Source organism: Nonomuraea glycinis (assembly GCF_014646515.1).
In the GTDB taxonomy this organism is placed as follows: domain Bacteria; phylum Actinomycetota; class Actinomycetes; order Streptosporangiales; family Streptosporangiaceae; genus Nonomuraea; species Nonomuraea glycinis.
Genome location: NZ_BMNK01000001.1, coordinates 39,908 through 66,901, shown reverse-complemented (window position 1 = coordinate 66,901; position 26,994 = coordinate 39,908). Strand labels below are relative to the sequence as shown.

The window sequence follows — 26,994 nt, the reverse complement described above, 5'->3', positions numbered from 1 at the left end:
CTTCTGCTAGTGTTCTGGGCTCGCACGGGCGGCGTTCCGCACCATCCTGCCGCCCTCCACACCGGGCCAGGAGGCCGGACATGCCCGCACCTCGCCCAGATCGCGGCCCTCTTCGCGTGGTCCAGTGGGCCACCGGCGCCGTCGGGCGCTACGCGCTGCGCAGCGTCATCGGCAGGCCGTCGCTGGAGCTGGCGGGGGTCCTCGTGCACGACCCGGACAAGATCGGCAAGGACGCGGGCGAGGTGGCCGGCCTGTCCCGCACGGGAGTCGTCTGCACCGGCGACACCGGCCGGATCATGGCCATGGACGCCGACTGCGTGCTGCACATGCCGCTGCCCGCCGCCTACTTCAGCTCCGACCACACCGCCGACCTGAAGACCATCTGCGCCCTGCTGGCCTCGGGCAAGAACGTCATCACCACCACCGGCTTCGTCTATCCCAAGTCCTACGGCCCCGCCGTCGTCGCCAGCATCGAGGCCGCCTGCGACCAGGGCGGCACCACCCTGCACGGCACCGGGATCAACCCCGGTTTCATGTGCGACTTCCTGCCGCTGGCGCTCACCGGCCTGTCCGACCGGGTGGACCACATCTACGTACGCGAGTCGTCCGACCTGCGCGGGCACCCCTCCCGCCAGGTCGTCGTGGACCTGATCGGGTTCACCCGCCCGGCCGGGGACTACGCCACCATGGTCCGGCCCTTCCGGGCGTTCCAGCGCATGCTCTTCGCCGAGAGCGTGCACCTGGTCGCCGACGCGCTGGACGTACGGCTGGACGAGGTGGCGGAGACCGACGAGTTCGAGGTCGCCGCCCGCGCGTTCGAGATCGCCGCCGGGCCGGTCCGCGAAGGGACGGTCTGCGCCTCCCGCTGGGTCTTCTCCGGGCTGGTGCGCGGCCGGCCCTTCATGACCGTCGAGGTGGTCTACAAGGCCGACTCCGCCCAGACCGCCCGCTGGCCGGAGCCCGGCTTCGCGCTGCACATCGAGGGCGTGCCGCAGCTGTCGGTGCGGGTGGAGGACGTCAGCCACGGGCTCACCGCCGCGGCGGCGCACGCGGTCAACACCATCCCCGCCGTCTGCGCCGCCCCGCCCGGCATCCGCACCCTGCTGGACCTCCCCCTCCCGACCGGCCGCGGCCTGATCCGCCTGGCCTGAGCCGGCCGGGAATCGGCCGGCCCTGGTCCGCCTGGCCTGAGAACCGGCCGGGGCCGGTGAGGGATCCTCAGGTCAGGGCTCTGTCCCAGGCGGCCAGTTGCGGGCTGACCTGGTCCGCCCACTGGGTGAGGCGCTCACCGCCGGGGAGCTCCGACTCCAGCAGGGCCAGGCCGGGGGTGGGCACGAACGCGCCGAGCTCGACCAGCAGCGGCCGGAAGTGCACCTCCACCGCCAGCGCGTGCCGGGCGTCGCCCATGACCAGGATCGGCAGCGCGGCCGTGGCGGAGAGCGCGCCCGGCGGGAGCCGGTCGAGGAACACCTTCAGCAGCCCCGTGTACGTGGCCTTGTAGGTGGGGCTGGCCAGCACCACCACCCGGGCCGCCGCCAACTGCTCGAACGCGAGCTCCAGCGCCGCGTGCGCGCCGGGGTGCAGGAGCACCGGCGCGAGGGCGGACAGGTCGACGACCTCCCGGGTGCCGGAGTGCCCCAGCCGGGCCGCGACGGCGTCGGTGGCGGCCACGGCCGCGTCCAGGGTGCGCGAGCCCGCGCGCGGGTTGCCCACCACGGTCACGATGCTCACGAGGCCACCGCCAGTCCGAGTCCGTAGCGCTCGCGCAAGGTCCGTTCCCCGTACTCCTTGCGGAACAGCCCGCGCACCTGCAGCTCCGGCACCACCTGCTCGACGAAGTCGGTCAGGCCGCCGGGCAGGTACGGGGGCATCACGTTGAATCCGTCGGCCGCGCCGTTCTCGTACCACTCCTGGAGCTGGTCGGCGATCTGCTCGGGCGTGCCGACGACCACCCAGTGGCCGCGCCCGCCCGCGAGCTTGGCGATCACCTGGCGGATCGTGAGCCCGTCGCGCCCGGCCAGGTCCTTGATCAGCTTGACCCGGCTCTGCTGCCCGTCCGGGTCGGCTTCCACATCGGGCAGCGGCCCGTCCAGCGGGAGTCCGGTGAGGTCCACGCCGAGCATGGTGGACAGCTGTCCCAGCCCGTAGGCGGGCACGATGAGCTCTTCGAGCTCCTTCTCCAGGCGGCGCGCCTCGCGCTCGGTGCCGCCGATGACGGGTGAGATGCCGGGCAGGATCTTCAGCTCGTGCGGCTGCCGCCCGTACGCCGGCAGCCGTCCCTTGAGGTCGGCGTAGAACTCCTGGGCGTCCCCCAGGGTCTGCTGCGCGGTGAACACCGCCTCGGCCCACTTCGCGGCGAACTCCTTGCCGTCCTGCGAGGAGCCCGCCTGGACGAGCAGCGGCCGGCCCTGCGGCGAGCGCTGGATGTTCAACGGCCCCTGGACCCTGAAGTGGTCGCCGACGTGCTCGATGGGCCTGATGTGCGAGGTGTCGGCGTAGACGCCGCTCCCCCGGTCGGTCAGCACCGCGCCGGGCTCCCAGCTGTCCCACAGCGCCGTGGCCACGTGCAGGAACTCCTCCGCCCGCTGGTAGCGCTCGCCGTGCGCGGGGCGCTCCCGGCCGAAGTTGCGCGCCTCGGCCGCGCCCGAGGAGGTCACGATGTTCCAGCCGGCCCGGCCGCCGCTGATGTGGTCCAGCGAGGCGAACTTGCGCGCCACGTGGAAGGGCTCGTTGTACGTCGTGGACACGGTGGCGATCAGCCCGATGTGGTCGGTGACCGCGGCCAGGGCGGCCAGCAGCGTGAGCGGCTCGAACCCGCCGAGCGCGTTGTGCCGGACGTTGCCCAGCAGGGCCAGGCCGTCGGCGAGGAACACCGAGTCGAGCTTGCCGCGCTCGGCGATCGTGGCGAGCTCCTGGAAGTGGCGCAGGTCGGTGACGTGGCGCGGCTCGGTCAGGGGATGCCGCCAGGCCGCCTCGTGGTGGCCGACCCCCATGAGGAAGGCGTTCAGATGCATGGTCACGTGGTCCTCCAGGTGGAGAAGCGCCGCTCCAGGCGCACGAGAAGCAGGTTGAACAGCAGGCCGAGCGCCGAGATCGTGATGATCCCCGCATACATGTCGGGCACCCGGAAGTTGAACTGCGCGTAGTTGATGAGGTAACCGAGCCCCGCCTTGGCCCCCACCATCTCGGCGGCGACGAGGACGAGGATGGAGTAGGCGCCGGCCAGCCTGACGCCGGTGAAGATGGTGGGCACCGCCGCGGGCAGGATCACCTTCTGAAAGAGCCTGTACGGCTTGAGCCCCATGGACGTCGCCGACTTGATCAGCAACGGGTCGACGCCCTTCACCCCCGCGACGGTGTTGAGCAGGATCGGCCAGGCGCAGGCGTACAGGATGATCGACACCTTCGACGTCTCGCCCAGCCCGAGGATGAGCACGAAGACCGGCAGCAGGGCCAGCGCGGCGGTGTTGCGGAAGAGCTCCAGCACCGGGCCGAGGAACTGCGCGACGGGCCGGTACCAGCCGATGAGCAGCCCGAGCGGGACGGCCAGCGCGATGGCCAGCCCGAATCCGGCCAGCGACCTGGCCAGCGAGGCGCCGGCGTGGTCGGCCAGCTCCCCGGACCTGAGCAGCTCGGCCCAGGCGAGGAGCACCTCGCTCAGCGGCGGCAGGAAGGTCGGGTCGACGACTTCGAGCCTGGGCAGGATCTCCCAGACGGCGGCCAGCAGGAGCAGGGCCGCCACCGCCCGGACGGCGCGCCGCCCGGCGAGCAGCGCCCGGCGGCCGCGTCCCGGCCGCTCCGGCGGTCGTGGCCGAGTGACCGATGGGGCGGCCGGTCCGGGTGCCCCGCGCGGCGGGTCGTCGTCGTCCTGCCCCGAGTCGCCCTGTGCCGAGTCGTCCTGCCCCGAGTCGCCCTGTGCCGAGTCGTCCTGTGCCGAGTCGTCCTGCACCCCGTAGTCCGGCACCGAATAGTCCAGCACGGAGTCGTCCAGCGCTGAGAGGGCCAGGCCGCCCGCGCCCTGCGATGGCCTAGGCAACGGGGACCGCCTCCTCGCGCAGCAGCGACCAGATGGCGTGCCGGTACTCGCCGAACCGCGCGGTGCCGCGCAGGTCGCCCTCTCGGGAGTCGAACGACACCTCGACCACCTCACGGATGCGGCCGGGCGCCGGTGTCATGACGGCGACCCGCTGCCCCAGGTAGACGGCCTCGTCGATGCCGTGTGTGATGAAGACGACGGTCTTGCCGGTGGCCTGCCAGATGCGCAGGAGCTCCTCCTGCAGCGACTCCCTCGTCTGGGCGTCCAGCGCGGCGAACGGCTCGTCCATGAGCAGCACGGCCGGGTCGTAGGCGAGGCTCCTGGCGATGGCGACCCGCTGCCGCATGCCGCCCGACAGCTCGTGCGGGTAGCGCTCGGCGAAGCCGGTCAGGCCCACCAGGTCCAGGTAGTGCCCGGCCAGCTCGCGGCGTTCACGCCGGGGGACGGCCTTGGCCTCCAGGCCGAACTCCACGTTCGCCAGCGCGGTACGCCACGGGAACAGGGCGTACTGCTGGAAGACGATGCCCCGGTCGAGTCCGGGACCGGTGACGGGGACGCCGTCCAGCCTGATCTCGCCCCGGGTGGGGGTGGCCAGGCCGGTCAGGAGGTCGAGGAGGGTGGACTTGCCGCAGCCGCTCGGCCCGACGAGGGTGAGGAACTCGCCGCTCGCGACGGAGAGCGAGACGCCGGACAGGGCGGTGAAGGGTGTGCCGGAGTCGCGGACCGGGAACTCCTTCGTGACGTCCAAGAGCTCGATCTTCATCGGGTGCCTTCCTCGGCGAAGGGGTTGTCGGCGTTGGTGTAGACGTCGGCGGCCTTGACCTGGCCGGGCTCGATGTCACCGGCGCGTTCCAGCCAGTCGATCCACCGCTGGAACTCCTCCGGCGCGATCACCCCGCCGGTGCCGGCCACGCCGCCGCTCTTCCAGTAGCCGACCGTCTTGGTGTCCTCGTTCCTGGCGCGCTTGGCGATGATCTGCCGGAACCTGGCCACGACCTCCGCCCGGTCGTGGGTCTGCGCCCAGTGGATGGCCTTGGCGGTGGCCTCGACGAACTTCCTGGCGGTGCCGGGATTGCGCTCGATGAAGCGCTCGGTGAGCACGTACGTGCCCGCGGAGAAGTCGCCGAACAGGTCGACGTCGTTGAACAGCGGCCTGATGCCGCCGCGCTCCACCGCCTTGTCACGCAGCACCCCGCTGAGCACGGCGACGTCGAGCTGCCCCTGGCGGAGGCCCTGCTCCAGGTTGACCGGGGGCACGACGACCGGCTCCACCTGCTGGATCTGCGCGGGGGTCAGGCCGCCGCGGGTGAGGTACTCCTTCAGCACGGCCTCGGCGTGGGCGCCGAGGGTGTTCATGCCGACCTTCTTGCCGATCAGGTCCCGGGGTTCGCGGATCGGGCTGTCGTCCGGCACGTAGAAGCCCTGGTTGACGTCCTTGTCGCTGCCGTAGAAGCTGATCACCGCCTTGATCGGGGCCTTGGCGGCGATCAGCTTGACGACGGCGCCGTTGAAGGCGCCGCCGAAGTCGGTCTGCCCGGTGGCGGCGGCCTGGATGTCCTGGGGTCCGCTGGTGGTGTTGCCGATCCACTTGAGCTTGACGGGAGCGAGGTAGCCGAGATCTTCGGCCAGCTCAGGGAAGGTGACGGCGCCGACGCTGCCCTGGTATCGCAGCTCCTGCGTCTCCGCGGAGCCCTGGGCGGTGCCGCAGGCCGTGACAGCGAGTAGTGAGACGAGGGAAATGGCATGTTTGATCACGAGAATGTCCTCAAACGGTGATGGGACAGGACCGGGTCGTGATCAGTGACACTGTGCGCTGATGACGCGGCAGTTATCGACATGCGCGCGCCGGGTGAGAACCGGGCTCATGCGTTCGACGCTACGCAGCCCGATCCACAAAGTCAACATTTCCTACAGGATTTACATGGAATGCCAGAGCTCCGGATCGCCCGGCTCCCGGCGCACCCGCCCTTGCGCCTCCAGCCACACCAGGTGCGCCAGCGTCTCGTTGTTGGCCGCGCGCCGCATGAACGGCGGGATCGTCTCCCAGGGCCGTGACCACGTCAGCCTGGTGGCCGCCTCCCAGCAGGTCACCCCGTTCGCCTCGGCGACCACCTGCTCGATCTCGCCCAGCCGCTCGCCGTGGTGCGCGATCACGTAGTCGACCCGCCCCCGCAGCTCCAGGAACCGGTACTCGTGCGCGGGCAGCACCTCCTCCACGTCCAGCTCACGTACGGCGGTCAGCGCGTCGAGGTAGTCGGCCAGCGGGTTCGGCGCGGACTGCGGGTGCACCGCCACCATCGGCGTGATCTTCGCCAGGACGTGGTCCCCGGAGAACAGCAGCTTCCTGGAGGGCGAGACGAAGCACAGGTGGCCCGGCGAGTGGCCGGGCGTCCAGATGGCCCGCAGGTCCCAGCCGGACAGGTCGAGCCGGTCGCCGTCCTCGATCAGCCGGTCCGGCTTGGCCATCGACACCATGTGCCGGATCATCATCGACGAGCTCGCCAGCTCCTCCGCGGTCTGCGGCGGCACCCCGCACCGGTCGAGCATCGCCCGCTGCTTGTCCACCATCGACTCGATGGTGCTGTCGTCATAACGCTCGTGCACAAGGCTCGCGTCGGCGGGGTGCAGCCCGATCCACGCGCCGGACATCTCCCGGACCCGCCCGGCGAGGCCGTAATGGTCGGGATGGATGTGGGTGACCAGGACGGCCTGCACGTCGGTGATCGCATAACCGGCCACCGCGAGCCCCGCGACCAGCGCGTCGTAGGCCTCGTCGGTGTTCCACCCGGCGTCCACGATCGCCACGCCGTCGTCCACCTCCAGCGCGTAGACCAGGACGTACCTCAGCGGGTTCACCGGAATCGGCACCGGGATCGACCACAGGCCGGGCCGCACCCGCTCGACCTCCGGCACCTTCCCGCCGATCCAGGCGGCACGCTGGTCTTCATTGGACGGGGTCACCACGAACTTAGCCATGCGGAAGATTCTGCCTGCTGTTCTGGAACGATGTTCTACTGGGGTCGGGCAACGGGCCCGGAAGCCGGGCGTCCGGACCCCTCCTGGACCATGGCAGGTCGCGGGCGCGACGCCACCGGCATCCGGACGAACACCAGCGCGGAGGCGAGGATCATGACCGCGGCCGTCCACCAGGCGGCGGCCGTCCCGGCTCCGGTGGCCAGTGCGCCGAAGACCAGGTTGGACAGGGCCCCGCCCGACTGGATCGCCAGCGAGCCGGTCGAGGTGATCGTGGTGCGCTGGGCGGCGCCGACCGCGTTGTGGGTCATCTCCAGGCAGAGCAGTCCGGCCACCGAGAGCCCGGCGAACAGCACGACGTAGGCCACGCCGGCGCTGACGAGCCCCGCCGAGCCGGTGAGCCCCGCCGTCGCGGCCAGCGCCCCGACCGAGAGCGCGGTCAGAAGGGTCCCCGCGACCGCGCCCCGTACCGAACCGCCCGCCGGACCACCCGCCATGCGGGCCACACCGGGCGCCAGCGCGCTGCCCGCCGCACTGCCCGCGAACCCGAGGGCCGCGACCACGGCATAGGCCGTGCTCCCCTGCTCCGCCGTACCGGCCAGCTCGGCGAGCCGTCCGGGGGTGAGCAGCTCGACGGCGGTCAGCGCGACGCCCGCCCCCGCTGTCGCCAGCATCAGGCGGCGCAGCACCGGACCCGCCACGGCCAGCCGCACGCCCTCGCCGATCGTGGCGGGCACGTCCCGCAGCACCGAGCCGAGCGAGCGGTGCCGATGAGCCGGCTCGGGCAGCGCGACCAGCGCCACGACCAGCAGGACACCGGCGGCGACCGCGCCCATGAGGGGTGGCGCGGACAGCGGCACCAGCACACCTGACGCCACGACGCCGCCCGGCGGGATCAGGAGCGGCGCGAACCCCCCCACCAGCACGCCGGCGGCGAGGGCCACCGACTCCATCACGCCTCCCCTGGCCAGTCCCGGCCTGAGGTCGGCGTCGCGGCCTTCGAGCTCGTGCAGTGTGTCGACGTACCAGGCGGTGGCGGGGCCGCTGGACAACGCCCTGGCCACACCCTTGATCACGCCGGTCACCAGGAACATCCAGAGCGTGGTCGACACCGCCAGGAGGATCAGCGCGGCGAGGGTGAACACGGCGGAGGCGGCCAGCAGCACCCGTCGCCCGAGCACGTCGGCCAGGCCACCCGTGGGCAGCTCCAGGCCGATGGTGACGAGCGAGAACACCGTCACGCACAGGCCGATCTGAGCCAGGCTGAGACCTCGCTCGGTCATGAGCAGGACCATGACGGGCAGCATCAGGCCCATCGGGAGCCAGGTCAGGAAGGTGACGAGCATGTAGCGGCGCACCGCCGACCGGGCGGTCATCGACCGTCCTCCCGACTCTCACCGGACGCGCTTTCCTCGGTCGTACGGCCGCGAGGGAAGCCCGCGACCCAGAGGTGGACCTGCTCGGCGTCCGGCGAGCCGGCGTGGCGGGCCTCGAGGTCGTGGATCAGCTCCTCCAGCCGGTCCATGAGCTCCTTCAGCGCCGAGGCCGGCAGCGTGACCCAGTAGTCGCTCATGCCCGCGGCCTGAAGCCACTCCGCCGACCGGCCCGCGATGTCGTAGGACTGGACCACCTGCTCCAGCACCGCCACCTGGCGCAGCTGCATGATCTTGACGGCCTCTCGCCCCTCGGCCGTCGCCGACATCTCGTCGGTGTCCCAGGAGGTGTAGCGGTGCCGGGCCCGCCAGCGGCGCTCACGGCCGTCGCGACGCTCCGGATCCTCCTCGATGAAACCGAACTTGGCCAGTTCACGCAGGTGATAGCTGGTCGAGCCGGAGCTCTCGCCCACCGTACGGCCGAGCTCACTGGCCGTCGCGGGGCCGTCGGCGCGCAGCAGGCCGAGCAGGCGCACCCGTAGCGGGTGCGCCACCACCTTGAGCACCCGGGGATCACTGATCTTGAAGGCTTCCTCCATACACCTCACGGTAGACCGCAAAGACAATTTTGCAAAGGGAATTCTGCGATTTCTCCGGGCTCCTAAACTGGAGGCATGCTTGACGACATCTGGGTGGACGAAGCCGTCTTCGCGCTCCGTCCCGACTTCGCCGTGCTCGCGATGACCGCGCGCGGCCTGCGTAACGGCCCCACCGACGACTGGTCGCGCGCCCTGCTGACCGAGGCCGCCGAGCGGGCCCCGCAGCCCGAGAAGATCGACGCCTGGAAGGAGGCCTATCGCGCCTTCGGCGCCAAGCCGCAGCGGACCCGGCCGTCCGTCGACGCGCTGACCCGCCGGCTGCCGCTGCCGGAGATCAACCAGGTGGTCGACGCCTACAACGCGGTCAGCGTGAAGCACGCGCTGCCCATCGGTGGCGAGGACCTCGACCGCTACGCGGGCCCGGCGCGGCTGATCAGGGCCGTGGGCGACGAGGCGTCGGAGGAGGCGCTCGGGCAGCCGGAGCCGGGCGAAGTGATCTGGCGCGACGACACGGGCGTCACCTGCCGCAGGTGGAATTGGCGCCAGGTGGCCCGCACCCGGCTCGTCGAGGAGACGACCAACGCCCTGTTCCTCCTGGAGCGGCTGGAGCCGATGTCGCTGGAGGAGCTGAAGGAGGCGGGCGAGGAGCTGGCGGACCTACTGACACGGCTCTCCCCGGAGGCTCGCATCGCCACCAGGCTCGTGGTCAGAGGGAACTAAACCTCCCGCCCTACTGTTGATACCGAACAGTGACCTTGCCGGGCACACCAGCGTTGACTAGGGGGGCGTGACCTCTTTGAACAGTCCTGAGAGGATCAGGCGAGGCGGCATAGCCTCCCGGGCGCGCGCCGCCAATCCATGCGAGTAGCCTTGGACAGGTTCTCTAACATCAAAACCGATCTGCGGAAGAGGGCGATTTCCGCCGTGTCGTCTGAGTCGTCGCGGACAAACCCGCTGGCAAGCTTTGGTCAGAACGAGTGGCTTGTCGACGAGCTGTACCAGAAATACCTCCAGGACCCCGAGTCTGTTGACAAGGCCTGGTGGAATTTCTTCGCTGACTACAACCCCGACTACGGACCGGGCCGCACCCCGGCCAGGGAGGCGGCGAACGGCACGGCAACCGCGCCCGCACCCGCCAAGGCACCGCCCAAGGCGGCGCCTGCTCCCCCTAAGCCTGCGACCGCCAAAGTGCCTGCCGACAAGCCCAAGCAGCCCTCTACACCGGTGCCCAAGGGCGCCGAAGAGATCAAGCTGCGCGGGGCGGCGGCTCGCACAGCCGCCAACATGGACCTCTCGCTGTCGGTTCCGACCGCGACCAGTGTCCGGGCCATCCCGGCCAAGTTGCTCATCGACAACCGCATTGTGATCAACAACCACCTCAAGCGGGGTCGCGGCGGCAAGGTCTCCTTCACCCACCTGATCGGTTACGCGATCGTCCGGGCGCTGCGGACCATGCCGGAGATGAACTTCTCCTTCACCGAGGTCGACGGCAAGCCGACCCTGGTCAAGCCCGAGCACGTCGGTCTGGGCCTGGCCATCGACGTGCAGAAGAGCAACGGCGAGCGCCAGCTGCTCGTGCCCTCCATCAAGGGCGCGGAGGAGATGGACTTCCGGCAGTTCTGGATGGCCTATGAGGAAGTGGTCCGCAAGGCGCGCTCCGGCAAGCTCGGCGTCGACGACTTCACCTCCACCACGATCTCGCTGACCAACCCCGGCACCATCGGCACCGTGCACAGCGTGCCGCGCCTGATGCCCGGTCAGGGCACGATCATCGGCGTGGGCGCGATGGAATACCCCGCCGAATACCAGGGCGCCTCCCCCGACACGCTCTCGCGCCTGGCCGTCTCCAAGGTCATGACGCTGACCAGCACCTACGATCACCGGATCATCCAGGGCGCCCAGTCGGGCGACTTCCTGCGCACGATCCACCGGCTGCTGCTCGGCGAGGACGGCTTCTACGACGAGATCTTCGAGGCGCTGCGGATCCCGTACGAGCCGGTCCGCTGGGTGCGGGACATCTCCGCCTCGCACGACGAGGACGTCGCCAAGTCGGCGCGCGTCATCGAGCTGATCCACGCCTATCGGGTACGCGGCCACCTCATGGCCGAGACCGACCCGCTGGAATACAAGCAGCGCAAGCACCCCGACCTCGACATCCAGTCGCACGGCCTGACGCTGTGGGACCTGGAGCGCGAGTTCGCCACCGGCGGTTTCGGCGGCCGGGCGCTGATGAAGCTCCGCGAGATCCTGGGTGTGCTCCGTGACTCCTACTGCCGCACCGTCGGCATCGAGTACATGCACATCCAGAACCCCGAGGAGCGGGCTTGGATCCAGGCACGGGTGGAGAAGCCCTACTCTCCCCCCGCCCGTGACGAGCAGCTCAACATCCTGAGCAGGCTCAACACCGCCGAGGCGTTCGAGACGTTCCTGCAGACGAAGTTCGTCGGCCAGAAGCGCTTCTCGCTGGAGGGCGGCGAGTCCCTGATCCCGCTGCTCGACTCGGTGATCAGCGACGCGGCGGACGAGGACCTCGACGAGGTCGTCATCGGCATGGCCCACCGCGGCCGGCTCAACGTGCTCGCCAACATCGTGGGCAAGTCCTACGCCCAGATCTTCGGCGAGTTCGAGGGCAATCTCGACCCGCGGACCGCGCACGGCTCCGGCGACGTCAAATACCACCTCGGCGCCAGCGGCACCTTCACCGCGCCCAGCGGCAAGACCATCAGCGCCTCGGTGGTGGCCAACCCCTCGCACCTCGAGGCGGTCAACCCGGTGCTGGAGGGCGTCGTCCGCGCCAAGCAGGACCTGCTGGAGCGCGGCGAGGAGGGCTTCACCGTCCTGCCGGTCCTCATCCACGGCGACGCGGCCTTCGCGGGCCAGGGCGTCGTGGCCGAGACGCTCAACCTGTCGCAGCTGCGCGGCTACCGCACCGGCGGCACCGTGCACGTGGTGGTCAACAACCAGGTGGGCTTCACCACCTCGCCGGCCTCCTCCAGGTCCTCGGTCTACGCGACCGACGTGGCCCGGATGATCCAGGCGCCGATCTTCCACGTCAACGGCGACGACCCCGAGGCCGTGGTGCGCGTGGGCGAGCTCGCCTACGAATACCGCAGGACGTTCCGCAAGGACGTGGTCATCGACCTGATCTGCTACCGCCGCCGCGGCCACAACGAGGGCGACAACCCCGCCTTCACCCAGCCGCTGATGTACGACCTGATCGACGCCAAGCGCTCGACCCGCAAGCTCTACACCGAGGCGCTGATCGGCCGGGGCGACATCACGGTCGAAGAGGCCGAGTCGGCGCTGCGCGACTATCAGGCCAAGCTGGAGCAGGCCTTCACCGAGACCCGCGAGGCGGCGAAGAAGCCGCTTGAGGCGGGCGCGATGCGGGTGCCGCCGACCGAGGTGGTCAAGTGGTCGCACGACGACACGCCCACCGCGATCAGCGACGAGACGCTCAAGCGCATCGTCGACACCCAGCTCAACCTGCCCGAGGGCTTCACGCCGCACCCGCGCCTGGCGCCGGTGCTGCAGCGCCGCGGTCAGATGGTGGAGCAGGACACGATCGACTGGAGCATGGGCGAGACGCTCGCGTTCGGGGCACTGCTGATCGACGGGCACCCGGTCCGCCTGGTCGGCCAGGACTCCCGGCGCGGCACGTTCACCCAGCGGCACGCCGTGCTGGTGGACCGGGTCACGGGGGCTGAGCACACGCCGCTCAAGACCTTCAACGAGGGCACCACGAAGTTCTACGTCTACGACTCGCTGCTCAGCGAGTTCGCGGCGCTCGGCTTCGAGTACGGCTACAGCGTGGAGCGTCCCGACGCCCTGGTGGCGTGGGAGGCGCAGTTCGGCGACTTCGTCAACGGCGCCCAGACGATCATCGACGAGTTCATCTCGTCCGGTGAGCAGAAGTGGGGCCAGCGTTCGGGGGTCGTGCTGCTGCTGCCGCACGGCTACGAGGGTCAGGGTCCCGACCACTCCTCGGCCCGCATCGAGCGCTTCCTGCAGGTCTGCGCGCTGGACAACATGACCGTCGCGCAGCCCACCACGCCCGCCAACCACTTCCACCTGCTGCGCTGGCAGGTGGAGTCCGGCAGGCACAAGCCGTTGGTGGTCTTCACGCCCAAGTCGCTGCTGCGGCACAAGAAGGCGACCTCGAAGGCGGCGGACTTCACCTCCGGCACCTTCCAGCCGGTGATCAGCGACACCACGGTCGACCCCGGCAAGGTCACCAGGGTGGTGCTGTGCTCCGGCAAGGTCTACTACGACCTGCTCGCCGGGCGCGAGGCCTCGGGCCGGGACGATGTCGCCCTTGTCCGTATCGAGCGGCTCTACCCCTACCCGGCGGAGGAGCTCAACGCCGAGCTCGCCCGCTACGGGGCTCAGGTCGAGCTGATCTGGGCACAGGACGAGCCGATCAACATGGGGCCGTGGCCTTACCTGGCGCTCAAGCTGGCGGAGGACCCGCAACTGCTGGACGGCCGCCCGCTGCGGCGCGTCTCCAGGCCCGCCAACAGCTCGCCCGCGGCCGGCTCGCACGCCGCCCACGACGCCGAGCTGGGGGAGATCCTGAAGCAGATCTTCGGCTGATCCGAGCACGACCCCGGTGAGCCCTCGCCTTCTGGCGGGGGCTCACCGCTTTCCCACCCGACGGACCGTACGGGATGGTGGCGTTCACCACCCCGCGGACCCGTACGGGATGGTGGCTTTCACCACCCCGCGGACCTGTACGGATCCACCCGGCGGACCCGTACTGGGTGGTGGCTAGAGTTTTGGGGTGGGCGCGTTGACGTCCCGCTGGATGATGATGAATGGAGCACGATGTACTTCACCGATCGGGGGATCGAGGAGCTGGTCGAGCGGCGGGGCCAGGAGGAGGTCAGCCTGCTGTGGCTGGGCGAGCGGCTGCGCGAGTTCGTCGACCTGAATCCTGAGTTCGAGACCCCGGTCGAGCGGCTGGCCACCTGGCTCGCCCGGCTCGACGACGAAGACGAGGACTGATCTCCGCCCATAGACGCGATACATCTTGAGTTTTCGACAGACGCGACATATCGTGTCTTACGTCGGGATATATCGCCGGAAGGGCGGAAACATGCAGCAATGGACGATCGAGGGGCCCGAACAGCTCACGTTCGGACCCGTGGATGCCCTTGACGTGCGGATCGTGGCCGGGAAACTGGCCGTGCTGGCCAGTGACGGCCCACCGACACTCGAAGTCGCCGAGTTCGACTCCGCCACCCCGCTCCTGGTGACCTACGACGAGGACTCCAGGGAGCTCAGCGTCACCTACAAGGATCTCACCTGGGACGGCCTGCTCGGCTGGCTGCGCCGCGACCGCCGCAAGACCGTGGCGACCCTCGCCGTCCCCCGGCACTGCACGGTCAACGCCGGAGTCGTCACCGCCTCCGCCGTGGTCGCCGGGTTCGAGCGGATGACCCAGGTCAGGAGCGTCTCCGGGGAGATCGTGCTCGACGGCGTGAGCGGCGAGGTAAGCGCCACGACCGCCTCCGGCGACGTAGAGACCCGGGCGATGGAGGGCGACCTGTCGTTCAAGAGCGTCTCCGGCGAGCTCACGGTCGCCGGCGGCAGCCCACGCAGGCTGCGCGGCAACACCGTCTCCGGGCGCATCACCGCGGACCTGCAACTCAAGCCCACCGGCCATGTGACCCTCAACACCGTCTCCGGAGCCATCATGGTCCGGCTGCCGGAGAACACCCAGGCGGACGTGGCGGTCAGATCCACCTCCGGCCGGCTGGTCAGTTCGTTCGACGAAGTGTCCAAATCAAGCGGTCCCGCCATGAGATCGATGACGGGCCGGCTGGGTGGCGGCATGGCGTCCCTGACGGCCACGACCGTCTCCGGCGACGTCACCCTGCTCAAGGGGGAGAAGCAATGAGCCCTGTCTTCGGTCACGGCCGGCTCCGGCTTTATCTGCTCAAGCTGCTGGAGGAGAGCCCTCGCCACGGCTACGAAGTGATCCGCCTGCTGCAGGACCGCTTCCTCGGCGTCTACTCCCCCTCCCCCGGCACCATCTACCCGCGCCTGGCGCGGCTGGAGGAGGAGGGCCTGGTCACCCACGAGGTGATCGACGGCAAGAAGGTCTTCTCCATCACCGACAAGGGCCGCGCCGAGCTGAACGCCCGCCTCGACGAGCTCGACGACCTGGAGGAGGAGATCTCCGCCTCTGTCCGCGACATCGCCCGCGAGGTCAAGGAGGACGTACGCGACACCGTCAAGTCGCTCCGCGAGGAGCTGACCCGGATGGCCAAGGACGTCCGCACCGGCGGCCGCGACCAGAAGCAGGACTTCAAACGGCTCAAGGACGAGCAGAAGCGTCAGTGGAGCGAGCACGCCCAGCAGTGGCAGGGTCAGGGCGAGCGGCTCAGCGGGGAGTGGCGCAGGATCTGGGCCGAGGTCTGGAGCACGGTGGGCGGGGCGCCCGCGAACCGGGCGGACCTCGACAACGAGCTGGGTGAGGCGCTGGCCGACTTCGTCGCCCGGGTGCGCGCGGAGGCGTCGGATTCCCGCATCACCCGCGAGAAGCTCGACGAGCTGCGCGCCACGCTCGACGAGGCCGCCGCCCGGCTCAGCGACACCCTCCGATCATGATCCGGTACGGCCTGCGCCCTCCGGTGCAGCGCCTGGTCCCCCGGCGGCGGAACCAGGCGGCCACACCCGAGCCGGCCGCACCCGAACCATCCGGCGACCACGACCGACGATCGCCCCGCCCCACACCCGCGCCCCGCCGGGACGGGATGACCTGCGCGCTCCCGCCCCCGGCCCGGGTGCAGCCACTCACGGGAGGCACTCGTACCTCTGTGGTCAGTTCGGGAGGCGCTCGTACCTCTGGGCTTAGTTCGGGAGGCGCTCGTACCTCTGGGCTCAGTTCGTGAAGACGATCTTGCCGAAGATGTCGCCCTCGTGCAGCGCCGCGAAGCCGTCGCGGGCCTCGGTCAGCGGCAGGGTCCTGTCGACGACCGGCCGCAGCCCGGTCTGTTCCAGGAAGACCGCCAGGCGCTGGAGCTGGTCGCGGGTCCCCATCGTGGAGCCGACCACGGACAGCTGCAGGAAGAAGACCCGGTTCAGGTCGGCGGCCGGGGCCGGGCCGCTGGTGGCGCCGCAGACCACGATGCGACCGCCCGGTTTGAGTGACTTGAGGGAGTGGTCCCAGGTGGCCTGGCCGACGCTCTCCATGACCGCGTCCACCCGCTCCGGCAGCCGCGCGCCCGGCTCGAAGACCTGGTCCGCGCCCAGCTCCTTGGCCCGCTCCCGCTTGGCCTCCGACCGGCTGGTCGCCCAGACCCGGTAGCCGGCCGCCCGGCCGAGCGCGATCACCGCGGTCGCGACCCCGCCGCCCGCCCCCTGGACGAGCACCGTCGAGCCCGGCTCCAGTCCGGCCTTGTCGAAAAGCATCCGGTAGGCCGTCAGCCAGGCCGTGGGCAGGCAGGCGGCGTGCTCGAAGCTCAGCGCGGCCGGCTTGGGCACCAGGTTGCGGCGCGGCACGGCCACCCGTTCGGCGAACGTGCCGTCGTGCAGTTCCGACAGCAGCGACCGCTTCGGATCCAGGGTCTCGTCGGCGCCCGTGCCGATCACGCCGTGCACGATGACCTCGTTGCCGTCCTCGTCCACCCCGGCCGCGTCGCAGCCGAGCACGATCGGCAGCCGGTCCTGCCTGATGCCCACGCCTTTGAGCGTCCACAGGTCGTGATGGTTGAGCGCGGCTGCCCGCACCGAGACGGTCGTCCATCCGTCGGGAACCTTCGGCTCCGGACGCTCGCCGAGCGTCAGCCCGGCGAGAGGGTTGTCGGGATCGGTCTGTGTGACGGTAACGGCGAACATGGCCGCACCCTACTTCAGCGACTTCCGGCCCCCTCACCTCGACCCGGCGGCGCCCCCACCCCCCGGACCGCCTGCGCGACGCACTTCCACTCGACGCGTCCCGCTCATCCGGGCCGCCTGCGGCACCCCGACGCGCCGCGCCCTCTGGACCGCCTGCGCGGCTCACTTCAGCTTGACGCGGATCCCGTCGAGTGCGGTGGTGACGAAGCGCTCGTCGCCCGTGGCTCCGATGCGCATGCCGCCCCGGCACACGTCCCTGACCGCACGTCCTTGCCATCGGCCCGGGCGCGGCGGCGTCCTGGGCTCTTTGCAGTCGGGGGTCGGGATCAGCATCACCATGCCGTCCGTGCCGCCGCCGAACCAGAGCTGCGGCCCGACCGGATCCCCCATCGCGATCTCGCCCGGCCGCGCCATCCGGATCTCGACCGGACCCGCGCCGGGACCGGTGTCCGTGGCCGACTCGACACCCCCGGCGTCCTTCACGGACAGGGTCAGGTAGCCGTCGCCGGTCACCTTCCCGCGTAACCGCTGGGCCAGCGCCACCCGGTCGGTGAAGTCCAGCCCCTGCCAGCGGTCGTACATCGCCACCCGCCACGGCCCGAACGCGAACAACAGCACCTGCCCGTACGAGGCGCTGCCGGACTGACGCGGCCAGAGCGTGACGTTGGGGGCGAACTCCCTGATCGGCTTCCCGCCCTTGGTCACCTCGGCCTCGCCGTTGTAGGGAGCGACGAGTTGACGGTAACGGCCGTCCACCCACACGCTGTGGAACGGCCGCGACCCCAGCCGGTCGAGGTTCAGTTTCGCCGGGTAGCGAACCTCGGCCCGCTGCCCGTCAGGGAAGACGACGTCCAGGACCTCCATGTCGCCGTCGTCGGCCGCCCGTGCGTGCAGCGCGTTCGGCGCGTTCAGCACCCTGTTCAGTCCGCCGCTGGGGCTCGGCGCGCTGTCCGCGCTGGTGCGAGAAGAGCCGGGAGTCGGCTCGGACGCGGGCTCGGCCATCGGGTCGCGGCTGCTGAGCAGCCCGACGACCGGCACTCCCACCAGCACCAGGACCACCGCCAGCCCGATCCACCGGCGAGGCCGCCGGCCGCCCGTCTCGATGACATCGAATAGCTCGGTCACTACCAACCTCGCCAGTTATGGGGCTTATGCCGTGATCCCAGTTCAGTTGAGCGGGGACCGCCAGCGCAACCCCTCGAACCTGGCGAAGTCCTTGTCACAGGTCACGAATTCACAACCATGCTCGATGGCGAGCGCCGCCAGATAGGCATCAGGGATCAGATTGCCCGTCGCCCCGGACTGGCGGCAGAGCCTGGTGAAGATCTCCCAGTGCCGCTCGCCTGCGTGAACCAGCACGGCATGCGGCTGGTTTCGGACACTGTCGGCGAACCGCCTGGCTATCTCGAAGGTCGTGGAGCCTGGGATCCGGCGGTTGGTGACGATGCGTACGAAGCCATTGATGACGAAGTCGCTCACCGCATACGCCTCATCACCGCCGAGCAGCTCTTTGACGGTGGCGAGACACGGCTCGTGGTGCTCGACATCCATCCGCTGAGCGCTGACCAGCATGTTGACGTCAAGCATCCGCATGCCGCACCTCCCCGAGGACGCGCTCGATGTCCTCGAGCTCCATCATTTCCTTGATCTCTGCCCACGTGAGCTTCGGCCCTGTGGCGTCGCCGGACAGGGGAAGATCGATCGGGGGGCGCTCCGCCATTTCGGTGGAGCGGTTCATGAGTTGTCTCAAGGCATCCTCCATCACTGAGTTGAGACTGCGTCCGTTGCGTGCTGCGTACGCCTTCGCCTCGTTGAGGAGCGTTTCGTCGATGCGCACCGTGGTCCTCCGCATGACTCCAGCGTCCGCCGCCGACATAAAAATGTCAACAGCAGATAGTAGTCACACGGTCACAGATTTTACAGCTCCTTTGCCACGTCACCAGCTCGCCACATTGACCTCCCCGTCGGTCACCACTTCCACCGGCTGCCCGACCAGCTCGCGGGACTCGGCGTCGGCCATCAGCTCCTGCCGGGTCACCTGGGCGTACGCGCGTCCGCCCGCCGGCAGGTCGACGACGAGGATGCCCTTCCGGGGCGCCCCGTCCCGGTCGTGCGCGACCGTGTAGCCGGCCACTACCGCGGGCCCCGCGTAGGCCGCGACGATCGGCACCGGCTCGGCGGTGAAGACCGGCTCGCCGTCGCCCAGCGTGCCGCCGGGCTCGGTGGACCAGACGGCGTAGGCGTGCTTGGTCAGGTGCATGCCGACCCCGGTGACCAGGCCGTGGCCTGGCCGGGCGAGCAGCCGGGCGGCCATCGTGGCGGTGGAGTGCAGCACGTAGTCGCTGGCCGGACCGCCCGCGTACGGCAGGCCACCGGTGACGGTGAGCCCGCGCCGGTCCAGCGGGTCGAGCCCGATGGCGTCACAGGCCTGGCGCAGCGCGATGGCGAAGCAGCTGTAGAGGTCGAGCTCGTCCATGTCGTCCAGCCCCAGCCCGGCTCGCGCGAACGCCGCCGTGGCCGCCCTGGCGATGGCCCGCGACGAGCCGAGCGCGGGCCGGGCCGCGACTTCCCAGGTGTCCTCGGCGTACGCCCAGCCGCGCAGGTAGACGCGCTGGTCGTGCGGGACGCCGAGCCGGTCGGCCAGCTCGGTGCTGGCCAGGATGACGGCGGCCGCCTGGTCGACCTCCAGCACGGCCACGGTGTTCCTGGTGTACGGCCAGCCGACGAACCGGTTGCCCGTCACCAGCTCCTCGGGCGTGCGAGGGGTGCGCCGCCAGGAGTGCGGGTTGGCGGCGGCCACCTCGGTCATCGGCGCCATCATGCGCCCCCGGTCGAGCATCTCCTGTTCGAGGGAGAGGCCGAGCGCCGCCCGCCGGGCCGTCTCCATGATCGCGTAGGTGTGCACCGGCAGGAACAGCTCGTGCGCGAGCTCGGCGGGGTGTGGCGGCCGTTCCCAGCCGTAGGGCGGTTTGGGGGTGGCGGCATGGCTCCACGGCACCCGTTCGCCGGCTTGCCGGTAGGCGCGGCGGGTGGCGAGCGCCTCGGCTCCGGCGACCAGGGCCGAGTCAAGCTCCCCCGCCGCGATCCTGGCCGCGGCCTCACCGATGAGCAGGTGCGGGGCCGTACCGCTGACCTTGGAGTAGGTGCGGTGGCGCGGGGTCGCGCCGAGCCGCTCGGCGAGCCTGCCGGTCGGGGAGTCGTACTGCCAGGAGTCGGTGTGGACGATCTGGATCGAGTCGAGGCGCGCCACGGGGAGCCGGGCCGCACGGGCGGCGGCGCGGGCCGTCTCCTCCCACAGGTCGAGCGGTTCGGGGCCGGGCTGCTTGCGGACCGTGCGCTGGGCGGCGCCGATGAGGCAGGGCGTGCGTGGATCCATTCCGCCATCTAACCAGAACAATGTTCGGTCAATGGGGAGTAGACTCCTAGTATTCATGATCGCGAATGGCGATCAAGATCCGTTCGAGCCGCGTACCGCCACGAAAGCCACATCAGAAACAACCGTCTATCGACACCCCCCACGGGGTCCGTGACCTGCGGCGACGTCCGTCCTATAGGATCATTGACCGATGGGCGCGCAACACGCTTGACGCGATCCTTATAGACCGCGGTCCACGCTGGCCAGATAACAAATGCCTATCCCAGCTGCAATTGACCAGTTGATCTGGAAAAATCCACCGTTACGACCCCAGAAAGGCAATTCATGATCCCCCGGGCCAGGCACCTGGCAGCGGCCGCGCTCAGCGGCGCGCTGCTGATGCTGCCTGCCTTCGCGGGGGTGTCGGATGCCTCGGCGGCCTCCAAGGTCTACAAGGTGGCGCTGACCAAGACGCGGGCGGACGTGCAGCGGGTCGCCAACTACTGGAAGCCGGAGCAGCTCAAGAAGGCCGACAGCTACAGTCCCGCCACGCCGAGTTCGCAGCCCGCGCCGGCGGCCAAGGCCGCCTCGGGCGGTTCCGTCAACGCGCCGATCGGCGCGTCCACCTCGGCGCTGCGGACGTCCCAGGCCGTGACTCCCGCCCCGCCGACCAAGGGCGCCGCCAGGACCATGGGCAAGGTCTACTTCCGCTTCGGCGACAAGGAATACTGGTGCTCGGCCAGCTCCGTCGCGGCCAAGAACCACAGCGTGGTCGCCACGGCCGCGCACTGCGCCTACGACGCGCGGCAGGGCAACGCCGCCGCATACTGGATCTTCGTTCCCAATCCGGGCAGCAACGGCGAGACGCCCGACGGCATCTACGTCGGCTCCTCGATCAGCATGCACGAGGACTGGCCGGGCAAGAACGACTACGACTACGACTACGCGTTCGTCACCGTGCACCGCGGCTTCACCTGGCAGAAGCAGGGCGACAAATACGTCGCCAAGGACGTCGGCCAACTGCAGGACAACGTCGGCGGCCTGGGCCTGGAGCTCAGCAGAAGGTCCCCCCTCAGCGACATCCACGCCTTCGGCTACGCGGCCGGTCCGCAGCCCGACGGCAGCCGCCCGTTCAACGGCCTGTCGCTGCAGCCCTGCGTGGGCAGCACCCGCAAGGCCGTGGCCCCCGGCCTCGACCTCAACTTCGGGGTCCAGCTCGCCCCCTGCAACTTCAGCAAGGGCGCCAGCGGCGGGCCCTGGGTGTACGGCTGGCAGGCGGACAAGAAGCTCGGCAATCTGGTCGGCGTCAACAGCCTGACCTGGAACACCGACGCGAAGGGCGAGTTCGACGCGGTCTCGTCGCCGTACTTCAGCATCGTCACCGGAGAGGCCTACCGGCACGCCGCTGCGCAGACAACTCCGACAAATGTGATGTAGCTCATACGTCACCCCCCGGTCACGCGCCGTGATCAGGAGGGATCCACATCTCGGAACGATCACGACGACACTCCCGCCGTTGACCTGCGCTGGAGCGCAACCACACGGTCGCTGTCAGCGCTGTACGGTTCCGGCTGTCCGTTCGCTGACCTTCGGGGCGCACGAAGGCGCCGCGTCAGCTAAAGGAAAAGCCTGGAGATGTTGTGAAGCGAATCCTCCTTCCCGTTGGTGGCGCCGTCCTGGCGACCGGCCTGCTCACGACCGGTCTGACCGGTGCCGTACAAGCCGCAGGCGATGTGGCGACCGACCCGATGGCCAGGAACACCAGCCAGGCCGCCTCCGTCGTATCGTTCTGGCTCGCCTCCAACGGCGCGGCGCTCCGCCAGGCCACGGCCTACACCTGGGATTCCAACCAGGTGCGGAAAGTCGTCTCCAAGGGCGGTTACAGCCCTGACGGCCGGCCCGGCAGCACCGCCCCCGGCGGCGCCGAGCGGTCCTCCTCCAACTCCCAGAACGTGAACCTGCCGAAGACCGTCGGCAAGGTGTTCTTCGTGGACGGATCCGGCAAGTTCCGCTGGTGCTCGGCCTCGTCGATCCAGTCGAACTACCGCAACCTGGTCGCCACGGCCGCGCACTGCGTGTACGACACCGACAGCAACTCCGCACTGCTGGACAACTGGGTCTTTGTCCCGGGCTATTACCAGGGCAAGACCCCGTGGGGCATCTACGTCGGCAAGCAGGCGTTCACCCACCACGACTTCGACGTCTACGAGGACTACGACCGCGACTACGCGTTCGTCACCGTCTACAACGGCATCCAGTTCGACGGCGTCAAGCGGGTGAGCAAGCGCGACTACAAGCGCTTCAGCGGTCCCAAGCGCTCCTGGGGTGGCAGCCACTACATCCTGCTGTCCAAGGACGCGGGCCGCCTCGGCGACAACGTCGGCGGCCAGGGCTTCGCCTGGAACCAGGCCTCCAACCGGACGGTCCGCACCTTCGGCTACCCCGCGGCGCCGCACCCCGACGGCAACAAGCCCTACAGCGGCGTCACGCCGAAGCACTGCTACGGCCGGACGACCGCGAAGACGGTCGGCGCCTCCTGGCTCAAGATCCAGGAGCACATCGGCCTCAAGTGCGCCGTGACCCCCGGCTTCGACGGTGCCCCCTGGCTGACCCAGTACAACAACGGCAAGCGGCTCGGTTACGTCAACGGCGTCGCCAGCACCTTCGCCGACCAGGACGGCAACGACCGCATCGACTACATCACCTCGCCGTACTTCGACGGCGAGACCGCGGCGGTCTACCAGGCCGCCAGGAACGTGTGGTCCGGCAAGATCGTCGGCCCGAAGGGCGAGCTGTACAAGTAGCGGCATCACGAAGGGGGCCCGGCTTCGGCCGGGCCCCCTTTTTTCGTGCTTGCGACCCCAACCTGAACGTTCCCTGTGAAGATCGAGCCAACTTAGACGGAACAGCGGCAAATCTGGTTCCTGTGATCTAAGTCACATTTCTCCAGTCAACGACCCGCGCGAGGGGACTAACGGCACTTTCGTCCCGCCCGCAACAGCCCCCGCATACCCTGCACAGACGCACCCGAACGATCACTCAACGCATTCACCCCTGACATATAACGAAAAGGTCACGACGGTTGGGGTTCGTGCCGAAGCCTCCACAACGGCTTTCACCTGCGGAGATCACCGCGCTATGTTCCTTGCTATCCCTTTACTGACGCATGGGCCGCATGTTGCGGCCCACGACAGACCAAGGAGCAGTTCCCTTGAAGCGCATCCTCATTCCCGCCGGTGGAGCCATCCTCGCCACCGGCATGCTGGCCGCCGGCCTCGCCGGCACGGCCACTGCCACGGCCACCTCCGACATCGCCAAGGACCCGATGGCGACGAGCGCGGCCAACGCGAAGGCCATCGCCGACTACTGGGCGGCTTCCAACGGTGCTGCCCTGAAGGCCGCGAAGGAGTCCAACGTCTGGAGCGCGAAGGACGTCGCCAAGCTCCAGAGCAAGGGCGGCTACAGCTCCGACACCAAGCCGGGCAGCACCAAGCCCATCGGCGAGGAGAAGAAGAGCTCCGCCAAGTCGCAGAACGTCAACATGCCGAAGACCATCGGCAAGGTGTTCTTCGTCAACAAGAAGGGCGAGCGCAAGTGGTGCTCCGCCACGTCGATCCAGTCCAAGTACCGCAACCTGGTGGCCACCGCCGGCCACTGTGTGTACGACACCTCCGGTAACACGGACGTCATGGACAAGTGGGTCTTCGTCCCGGGCTACTACCAGGGCAAGACCCCGTGGGGCATCTACGTCGGTAAGACCGCTTACACGCACTACGACTTCGATGTGTACGAGGACTACGACCGCGACTACGCGTTCGTGGCCGTCTACAACGGCGTCCAGATCGGCGCGGGCACCCCGAAGAAGGTGACCAAGGCCGAGTTCGACAAGCACACGGGCATCAAGGAAGCCAAGGACATCGAGATCCAGCGGTCGGAGTTCCGGGCGTGCAAGCTCGACCCCACCTCGACCGTGGCCTGCTGGGTCAAGCGTGGCGAGAAGGCTCAGCCCACCGGCCCTGACTTCCCGAACGCCGAGGTCGCCAAGGTCGAGGTCGCCGAGGAGACGTACAAGAAGGCCCGGATCGGCAAGGGCAACGGCCGCAAGTTCGGCGAGCCCGTCGTCGAGATCGTGACCGACCACGACGCCAAGGTCTACCAGGCCCGGCAGAAGAAGAACCCGAAGAAGTACCCGGCCAAGGTCGTGAAGGACCGGCGCGGGAACTGGACCATCACCCACTTCTTCGTGCAGCAGTGGTACAAGCCGGGCTCGGACACGAAGTTCTACAAGACGGACTTCTACATCATCGAGGGCCACGTCAAGGACGCGGGCCGTCTCGGTGACAACGTCGGCGGCCAGGGCTTCGCCTGGAACCAGCCGACCCAGAAGATCGTCCGCGTGTTCGGCTACCCCTCCGGACCGCACCCCGACGGCCACAAGAACTACACCGGCATCACGCCGAAGTGGTGCTACGGCAAGACCACGAAGAAGCTGGTGGGCTCGGCCGCCAAGAAGATCCAGGAGCACGTCGCGCTCAAGTGTGCGATGACCGAGGGCGCCGACGGTGGCCCCTGGCTGCTCAACTACAGCAACAACAAGCGTCTCGGCTACGTGAACGGTGTCACCAGCACCTTCAACGACCAGGACGGCAACGACCGCGTGGACTACATCTCCTCGCCGTACTTCGACGGTGAGACCAACACGATCTACAAGGCCGCCGCCAACGTGTGGTCCGGCAAGATCGTTTAGTCACACCCGGCGATCGATTCTCACGCATCGTCACTGTTCGACCCGAAGGGTCCGGCATCGCCGGGCCCTTCGGCCGTTTCCGGAGCGGAATGTGAAGGCGTTTGGACGCATGGGAGCCCCAGACGGTGCCATCAAGCCACTGTGATCTGCGTCACACCGCTCACGCGGGTGGAGTCGGCGGGACACTGCCGACCCTGTCGCCCCACTGACAACACGCTCATGTTGATCTGCGGAGATGCACCGTCAGTCCCGTTCGCCCGCCTCATCCGCATCGGCCGGCTAAACATCACGGAACGGTTACGCCCGCCATGTCCCATCTTTTCCTGGCAAAGCGGCTACCCGACTTCAAGATCCACACTGTATGTTCCTGGCTATCCCTTTACTGACGCATGGGGCGCACAAAGCGTTCCACGACAGACCAAGGAGTTACCTTGAAGCGCATCCTCCTCCCCGCCGGTGGCGCCATTCTGGCCACCGGACTGCTGGCCGCCGGCCTGGCCGGTACCGCTAACGCCAACGCGGTTCCCGACTGGGCATCCGACACCCTGGCCAAGGACGCCCCTGCCGCTGCGCAGGTCGTCGAGTTCTGGACCAAGGTCAACGGCGCCACGAACAACCTCGCCAAGGCCAAGCCCTACACCTGGGAGACCAAGGCCACCTCGAAGCTCAAGGTCAGCGGCGGCTATACGCCCGACACCAAGGCTTCGACGGTCCAGCCGATTGGCGAGGAGAAGAAGACCGCCTCGAAGACCAAGAACATCAACCTGCCGAAGACCATCGGCAAGGTGTTCTTCGTGGACTCCGAGGGCGAGCTGAAGTGGTGCTCCGGCACCTCGATCCAGGGCAAGTACAAGAACCTGGTCGCCACCGCGGGTCACTGCGTCTACGACGACAACAAGAACGCCAGCGTCATGGAGCAGTGGGTCTTCGTCCCCGGTTACTACCAGGGCAAGACTCCCTTCGGCATCTACGTCGGTAAGACGGCGTACACGCACTACGACTACTCGGTGTACAACGACCGCGACCGCGACTACGCGTTCGTGACCGTGTACAACGGCTTCCAGCCGGGTGCGGGTGCGGCCACCAAGGTCACGCCCGAGGAGTACAAGAAGTACGAGGGCAAGAAGGAGCCGAAGAAGGTTTCGGTCTCCAAGGAGGAGTTCCGCAAGGGAATCCACGACCCGGCGACCGCTGACTACTACGGCTTCGACTGGGGCACCAGGGACAAGGCCACTGGCCCCGACTTCCCCGGCGCCGAGGTCACCAAGGTTGAGGTCTCCGAGAACACGTACAAGCGCTCTGGCTTCGGCAAGGGCAACGGGAAGCGTTTCGGCGAGCCCATCGTCGAGAACGTGACCTACGAGGACGCGTTCGCGTACTACAAGAACCAGCAGAAGAACGCCGACAAGTTCCCCGGCACCATCAAGCTGGACAAGCGCGGCAACTCCACCATCACGCACTACTACGTGCAGCAGTGGTTCAAGCCGGGCACGAGTGGCTCCTACTACCGCATTGACTTCTACATCTTCAAGGACGTCAACAAGGACCTGGGCGCCCTCGGCAACAACGTCGGTGGCCAGGGTGTCGCCTGGAACCAGAAGACCGGTGGCAAGGTCTTCGTCTTCGGTTACCCGGCTGACGCTCACAAGGACGGCCACAAGGCCTACACCGGTGTCACGCCGAAGTGGTGCTACGGCGCCACCTCCGGCAAGACCTACGCCTCCGCCGCTTACAAGGCTGAGGAGCACGTGGCCCTGAAGTGCGCGATGACCCCGGGCGCCGACGGCTCCCCGTGGCTCGTCAAGTACAGCAACGCCAAGCGTCTCGGCTACGTGAACGGTGTCACCAGCCTGTTCCACGACCAGGACGGCAACGACCGTTACGACTACAGCTCCTCGCCGTACTTCGACGGTGAGACCGCTACGGTCTACAACCAGGCCGCCAACGCCTGGTCGGGCTCGGTTCCCAAGTAATTCGGAATCAGCCGCGAGCGCGAGGGTCCAAACCTCGTACTCACCTAGTTCCACCCGAAGGGCTCGGCTTCTGCCGGGCCCTTCGGCCATTTCCAG

The 26,994-nt window shown here is 68.8% G+C and carries 23 protein-coding genes; 10 read left to right on the top strand and 13 right to left on the bottom strand.

The genetic code is table 11. The annotated features are described in order from the left end of the window. The first annotated feature begins 80 nt into the window (after positions 1-80). Positions 81-1,151: an NAD(P)H-dependent amine dehydrogenase family protein gene (locus IEY87_RS00330; protein WP_189136421.1), complete on the top strand. Its 1,071-nt coding sequence runs from the start codon at positions 81-83 to the stop codon at positions 1,149-1,151. 67 nt (positions 1,152-1,218) lie between these two features. Here the strand turns inward: IEY87_RS00330 and IEY87_RS00325 are convergent, their stop codons facing one another. From IEY87_RS00325 to IEY87_RS00290, 8 genes are all read right to left on the bottom strand, one after another. Further along, a complete protein-coding gene (locus IEY87_RS00325) occupies positions 1,219-1,731 on the bottom strand; it encodes an NADPH-dependent FMN reductase (protein WP_189136420.1) in 513 nt (170 codons plus the stop codon). Further along, the gene (locus IEY87_RS00320) at positions 1,728-3,014 is read right to left on the bottom strand and encodes an LLM class flavin-dependent oxidoreductase (RefSeq protein WP_189137246.1); all 1,287 of its coding nucleotides are present in this window, start codon (positions 3,012-3,014) and stop codon (positions 1,728-1,730) included. The genes IEY87_RS00325 and IEY87_RS00320 overlap by 4 nt, the downstream gene beginning before the upstream one ends. A 2-nt stretch (positions 3,015-3,016) precedes the next feature. After that, the gene (locus IEY87_RS00315) at positions 3,017-4,036 is read right to left on the bottom strand and encodes an ABC transporter permease (protein ID WP_225276872.1); all 1,020 of its coding nucleotides are present in this window, start codon (positions 4,034-4,036) and stop codon (positions 3,017-3,019) included. Beyond that, on the bottom strand, positions 4,029-4,799 hold the full coding sequence (locus IEY87_RS00310; protein WP_189136419.1) for an ABC transporter ATP-binding protein: 771 nt from the start codon (positions 4,797-4,799) through the stop codon (positions 4,029-4,031). Before IEY87_RS00310 ends, IEY87_RS00315 begins: the two co-directional genes overlap by 8 nt. Beyond that, positions 4,796-5,791, bottom strand: a complete 996-nt coding sequence (locus IEY87_RS00305) for an ABC transporter substrate-binding protein (protein WP_225276873.1) — start codon at positions 5,789-5,791, stop codon at positions 4,796-4,798. The genes IEY87_RS00310 and IEY87_RS00305 overlap by 4 nt, the downstream gene beginning before the upstream one ends. 162 nt (positions 5,792-5,953) lie before the next feature. After that, entirely contained in the window at positions 5,954-7,012 is a 1,059-nt protein-coding gene (locus IEY87_RS00300; protein ID WP_189136418.1) for an MBL fold metallo-hydrolase, read from the bottom strand. Between the two features lie 35 nt (positions 7,013-7,047). Then, positions 7,048-8,385 (bottom strand): MFS transporter, encoded by a 1,338-nt coding sequence (locus tag IEY87_RS00295; RefSeq protein ID WP_189136417.1) that lies wholly within the window; start codon positions 8,383-8,385, stop codon positions 7,048-7,050. Next, the gene (locus IEY87_RS00290; protein ID WP_189136416.1) at positions 8,382-8,981 is read right to left on the bottom strand and encodes a winged helix-turn-helix domain-containing protein; all 600 of its coding nucleotides are present in this window, start codon (positions 8,979-8,981) and stop codon (positions 8,382-8,384) included. The genes IEY87_RS00295 and IEY87_RS00290 overlap by 4 nt, the downstream gene beginning before the upstream one ends. 75 nt (positions 8,982-9,056) lie before the next feature. Here IEY87_RS00290 and IEY87_RS00285 point away from each other — a divergent pair, with 75 nt between their 5' ends. From IEY87_RS00285 to IEY87_RS00265, 5 genes are all read left to right on the top strand, one after another. Continuing rightward, positions 9,057-9,701 carry a B3/B4 domain-containing protein gene (locus IEY87_RS00285; protein ID WP_189136415.1) on the top strand — a complete coding sequence of 215 codons (645 nt, stop codon included), beginning with the start codon at positions 9,057-9,059 and terminating at the stop codon, positions 9,699-9,701. 204 nt (positions 9,702-9,905) lie between these two features. Then, entirely contained in the window at positions 9,906-13,574 is a 3,669-nt protein-coding gene (locus IEY87_RS00280) for a multifunctional oxoglutarate decarboxylase/oxoglutarate dehydrogenase thiamine pyrophosphate-binding subunit/dihydrolipoyllysine-residue succinyltransferase subunit (protein WP_189136414.1), read from the top strand. A gap of 231 nt (positions 13,575-13,805) precedes the next feature. After that, positions 13,806-13,985 (top strand): DUF6104 family protein, encoded by a 180-nt coding sequence (locus tag IEY87_RS00275; RefSeq protein ID WP_189136413.1) that lies wholly within the window; start codon positions 13,806-13,808, stop codon positions 13,983-13,985. Between the two features lie 139 nt (positions 13,986-14,124). Beyond that, positions 14,125-14,880, top strand: a complete 756-nt coding sequence (locus IEY87_RS00270) for a DUF4097 family beta strand repeat-containing protein (protein ID WP_225276874.1) — start codon at positions 14,125-14,127, stop codon at positions 14,878-14,880. Next, positions 14,877-15,593: a PadR family transcriptional regulator gene (locus IEY87_RS00265; protein ID WP_189136411.1), complete on the top strand. Its 717-nt coding sequence runs from the start codon at positions 14,877-14,879 to the stop codon at positions 15,591-15,593. The genes IEY87_RS00270 and IEY87_RS00265 overlap by 4 nt, the downstream gene beginning before the upstream one ends. Before the next feature lie 273 nt (positions 15,594-15,866). On the opposite strand, the gene IEY87_RS00260 is transcribed toward IEY87_RS00265, so the two are convergent. The 5 genes from IEY87_RS00260 to IEY87_RS00240 all read right to left on the bottom strand — a co-directional run bounded on the left by IEY87_RS00260 (position 15,867) and on the right by IEY87_RS00240 (position 20,199). Further along, positions 15,867-16,823 (bottom strand): zinc-binding dehydrogenase, encoded by a 957-nt coding sequence (locus IEY87_RS00260; protein WP_189136410.1) that lies wholly within the window; start codon positions 16,821-16,823, stop codon positions 15,867-15,869. 162 nt (positions 16,824-16,985) lie between these two features. Continuing rightward, positions 16,986-17,948, bottom strand: a complete 963-nt coding sequence (locus IEY87_RS00255; RefSeq protein WP_189136409.1) for a hypothetical protein — start codon at positions 17,946-17,948, stop codon at positions 16,986-16,988. Positions 17,949-17,990: 42 nt separating this feature from the next. After that, the gene (locus IEY87_RS00250) at positions 17,991-18,416 is read right to left on the bottom strand and encodes a type II toxin-antitoxin system VapC family toxin (protein WP_189136408.1); all 426 of its coding nucleotides are present in this window, start codon (positions 18,414-18,416) and stop codon (positions 17,991-17,993) included. After that, positions 18,403-18,660 (bottom strand): hypothetical protein, encoded by a 258-nt coding sequence (locus IEY87_RS00245; protein WP_189136407.1) that lies wholly within the window; start codon positions 18,658-18,660, stop codon positions 18,403-18,405. Before IEY87_RS00245 ends, IEY87_RS00250 begins: the two co-directional genes overlap by 14 nt. A 99-nt stretch (positions 18,661-18,759) precedes the next feature. Next, entirely contained in the window at positions 18,760-20,199 is a 1,440-nt protein-coding gene (locus IEY87_RS00240; RefSeq protein WP_189136406.1) for a TLP1 C-terminal extension domain-containing protein, read from the bottom strand. Positions 20,200-20,523: 324 nt separating this feature from the next. Between IEY87_RS00240 and IEY87_RS00235 the strand changes: the two genes are divergently transcribed. The 4 genes from IEY87_RS00235 (at position 20,524) to IEY87_RS00220 (ending at position 26,898) form a co-directional block, all read left to right on the top strand. Next, positions 20,524-21,615 carry a trypsin-like serine peptidase gene (locus IEY87_RS00235; protein ID WP_189136405.1) on the top strand — a complete coding sequence of 364 codons (1,092 nt, stop codon included), beginning with the start codon at positions 20,524-20,526 and terminating at the stop codon, positions 21,613-21,615. Between the two features lie 203 nt (positions 21,616-21,818). After that, entirely contained in the window at positions 21,819-22,982 is a 1,164-nt protein-coding gene (locus IEY87_RS00230; protein ID WP_189136404.1) for a trypsin-like serine peptidase, read from the top strand. A gap of 407 nt (positions 22,983-23,389) precedes the next feature. Continuing rightward, positions 23,390-24,925: a trypsin-like serine peptidase gene (locus IEY87_RS00225; RefSeq protein WP_189136403.1), complete on the top strand. Its 1,536-nt coding sequence runs from the start codon at positions 23,390-23,392 to the stop codon at positions 24,923-24,925. Positions 24,926-25,356: 431 nt separating this feature from the next. Beyond that, positions 25,357-26,898 carry a trypsin-like serine peptidase gene (locus IEY87_RS00220; RefSeq protein WP_189136402.1) on the top strand — a complete coding sequence of 514 codons (1,542 nt, stop codon included), beginning with the start codon at positions 25,357-25,359 and terminating at the stop codon, positions 26,896-26,898. The last annotated feature ends 96 nt before the right edge of the window (positions 26,899-26,994 follow it).

Coding starts and splice junctions, on each gene's coding strand:
- IEY87_RS00260 (WP_189136410.1), bottom strand. CDS start 16,823: ATGTTCGCCGTTACCGTCACACAGACCGATCCCGACAACCCTCTCGCC.
- IEY87_RS00250 (WP_189136408.1), bottom strand. CDS start 18,416: ATGCGGATGCTTGACGTCAACATGCTGGTCAGCGCTCAGCGGATGGAT.
- IEY87_RS00330 (WP_189136421.1), top strand. CDS start 81: ATGCCCGCACCTCGCCCAGATCGCGGCCCTCTTCGCGTGGTCCAGTGG.
- IEY87_RS00235 (WP_189136405.1), top strand. CDS start 20,524: ATGATCCCCCGGGCCAGGCACCTGGCAGCGGCCGCGCTCAGCGGCGCG.
- IEY87_RS00300 (WP_189136418.1), bottom strand. CDS start 7,012: ATGGCTAAGTTCGTGGTGACCCCGTCCAATGAAGACCAGCGTGCCGCC.
- IEY87_RS00285 (WP_189136415.1), top strand. CDS start 9,057: ATGCTTGACGACATCTGGGTGGACGAAGCCGTCTTCGCGCTCCGTCCC.
- IEY87_RS00275 (WP_189136413.1), top strand. CDS start 13,806: ATGTACTTCACCGATCGGGGGATCGAGGAGCTGGTCGAGCGGCGGGGC.
- IEY87_RS00310 (WP_189136419.1), bottom strand. CDS start 4,799: ATGAAGATCGAGCTCTTGGACGTCACGAAGGAGTTCCCGGTCCGCGAC.
- IEY87_RS00290 (WP_189136416.1), bottom strand. CDS start 8,981: ATGGAGGAAGCCTTCAAGATCAGTGATCCCCGGGTGCTCAAGGTGGTG.
- IEY87_RS00240 (WP_189136406.1), bottom strand. CDS start 20,199: ATGGATCCACGCACGCCCTGCCTCATCGGCGCCGCCCAGCGCACGGTC.
- IEY87_RS00295 (WP_189136417.1), bottom strand. CDS start 8,385: ATGACCGCCCGGTCGGCGGTGCGCCGCTACATGCTCGTCACCTTCCTG.
- IEY87_RS00320 (WP_189137246.1), bottom strand. CDS start 3,014: ATGCATCTGAACGCCTTCCTCATGGGGGTCGGCCACCACGAGGCGGCC.
- IEY87_RS00265 (WP_189136411.1), top strand. CDS start 14,877: ATGAGCCCTGTCTTCGGTCACGGCCGGCTCCGGCTTTATCTGCTCAAG.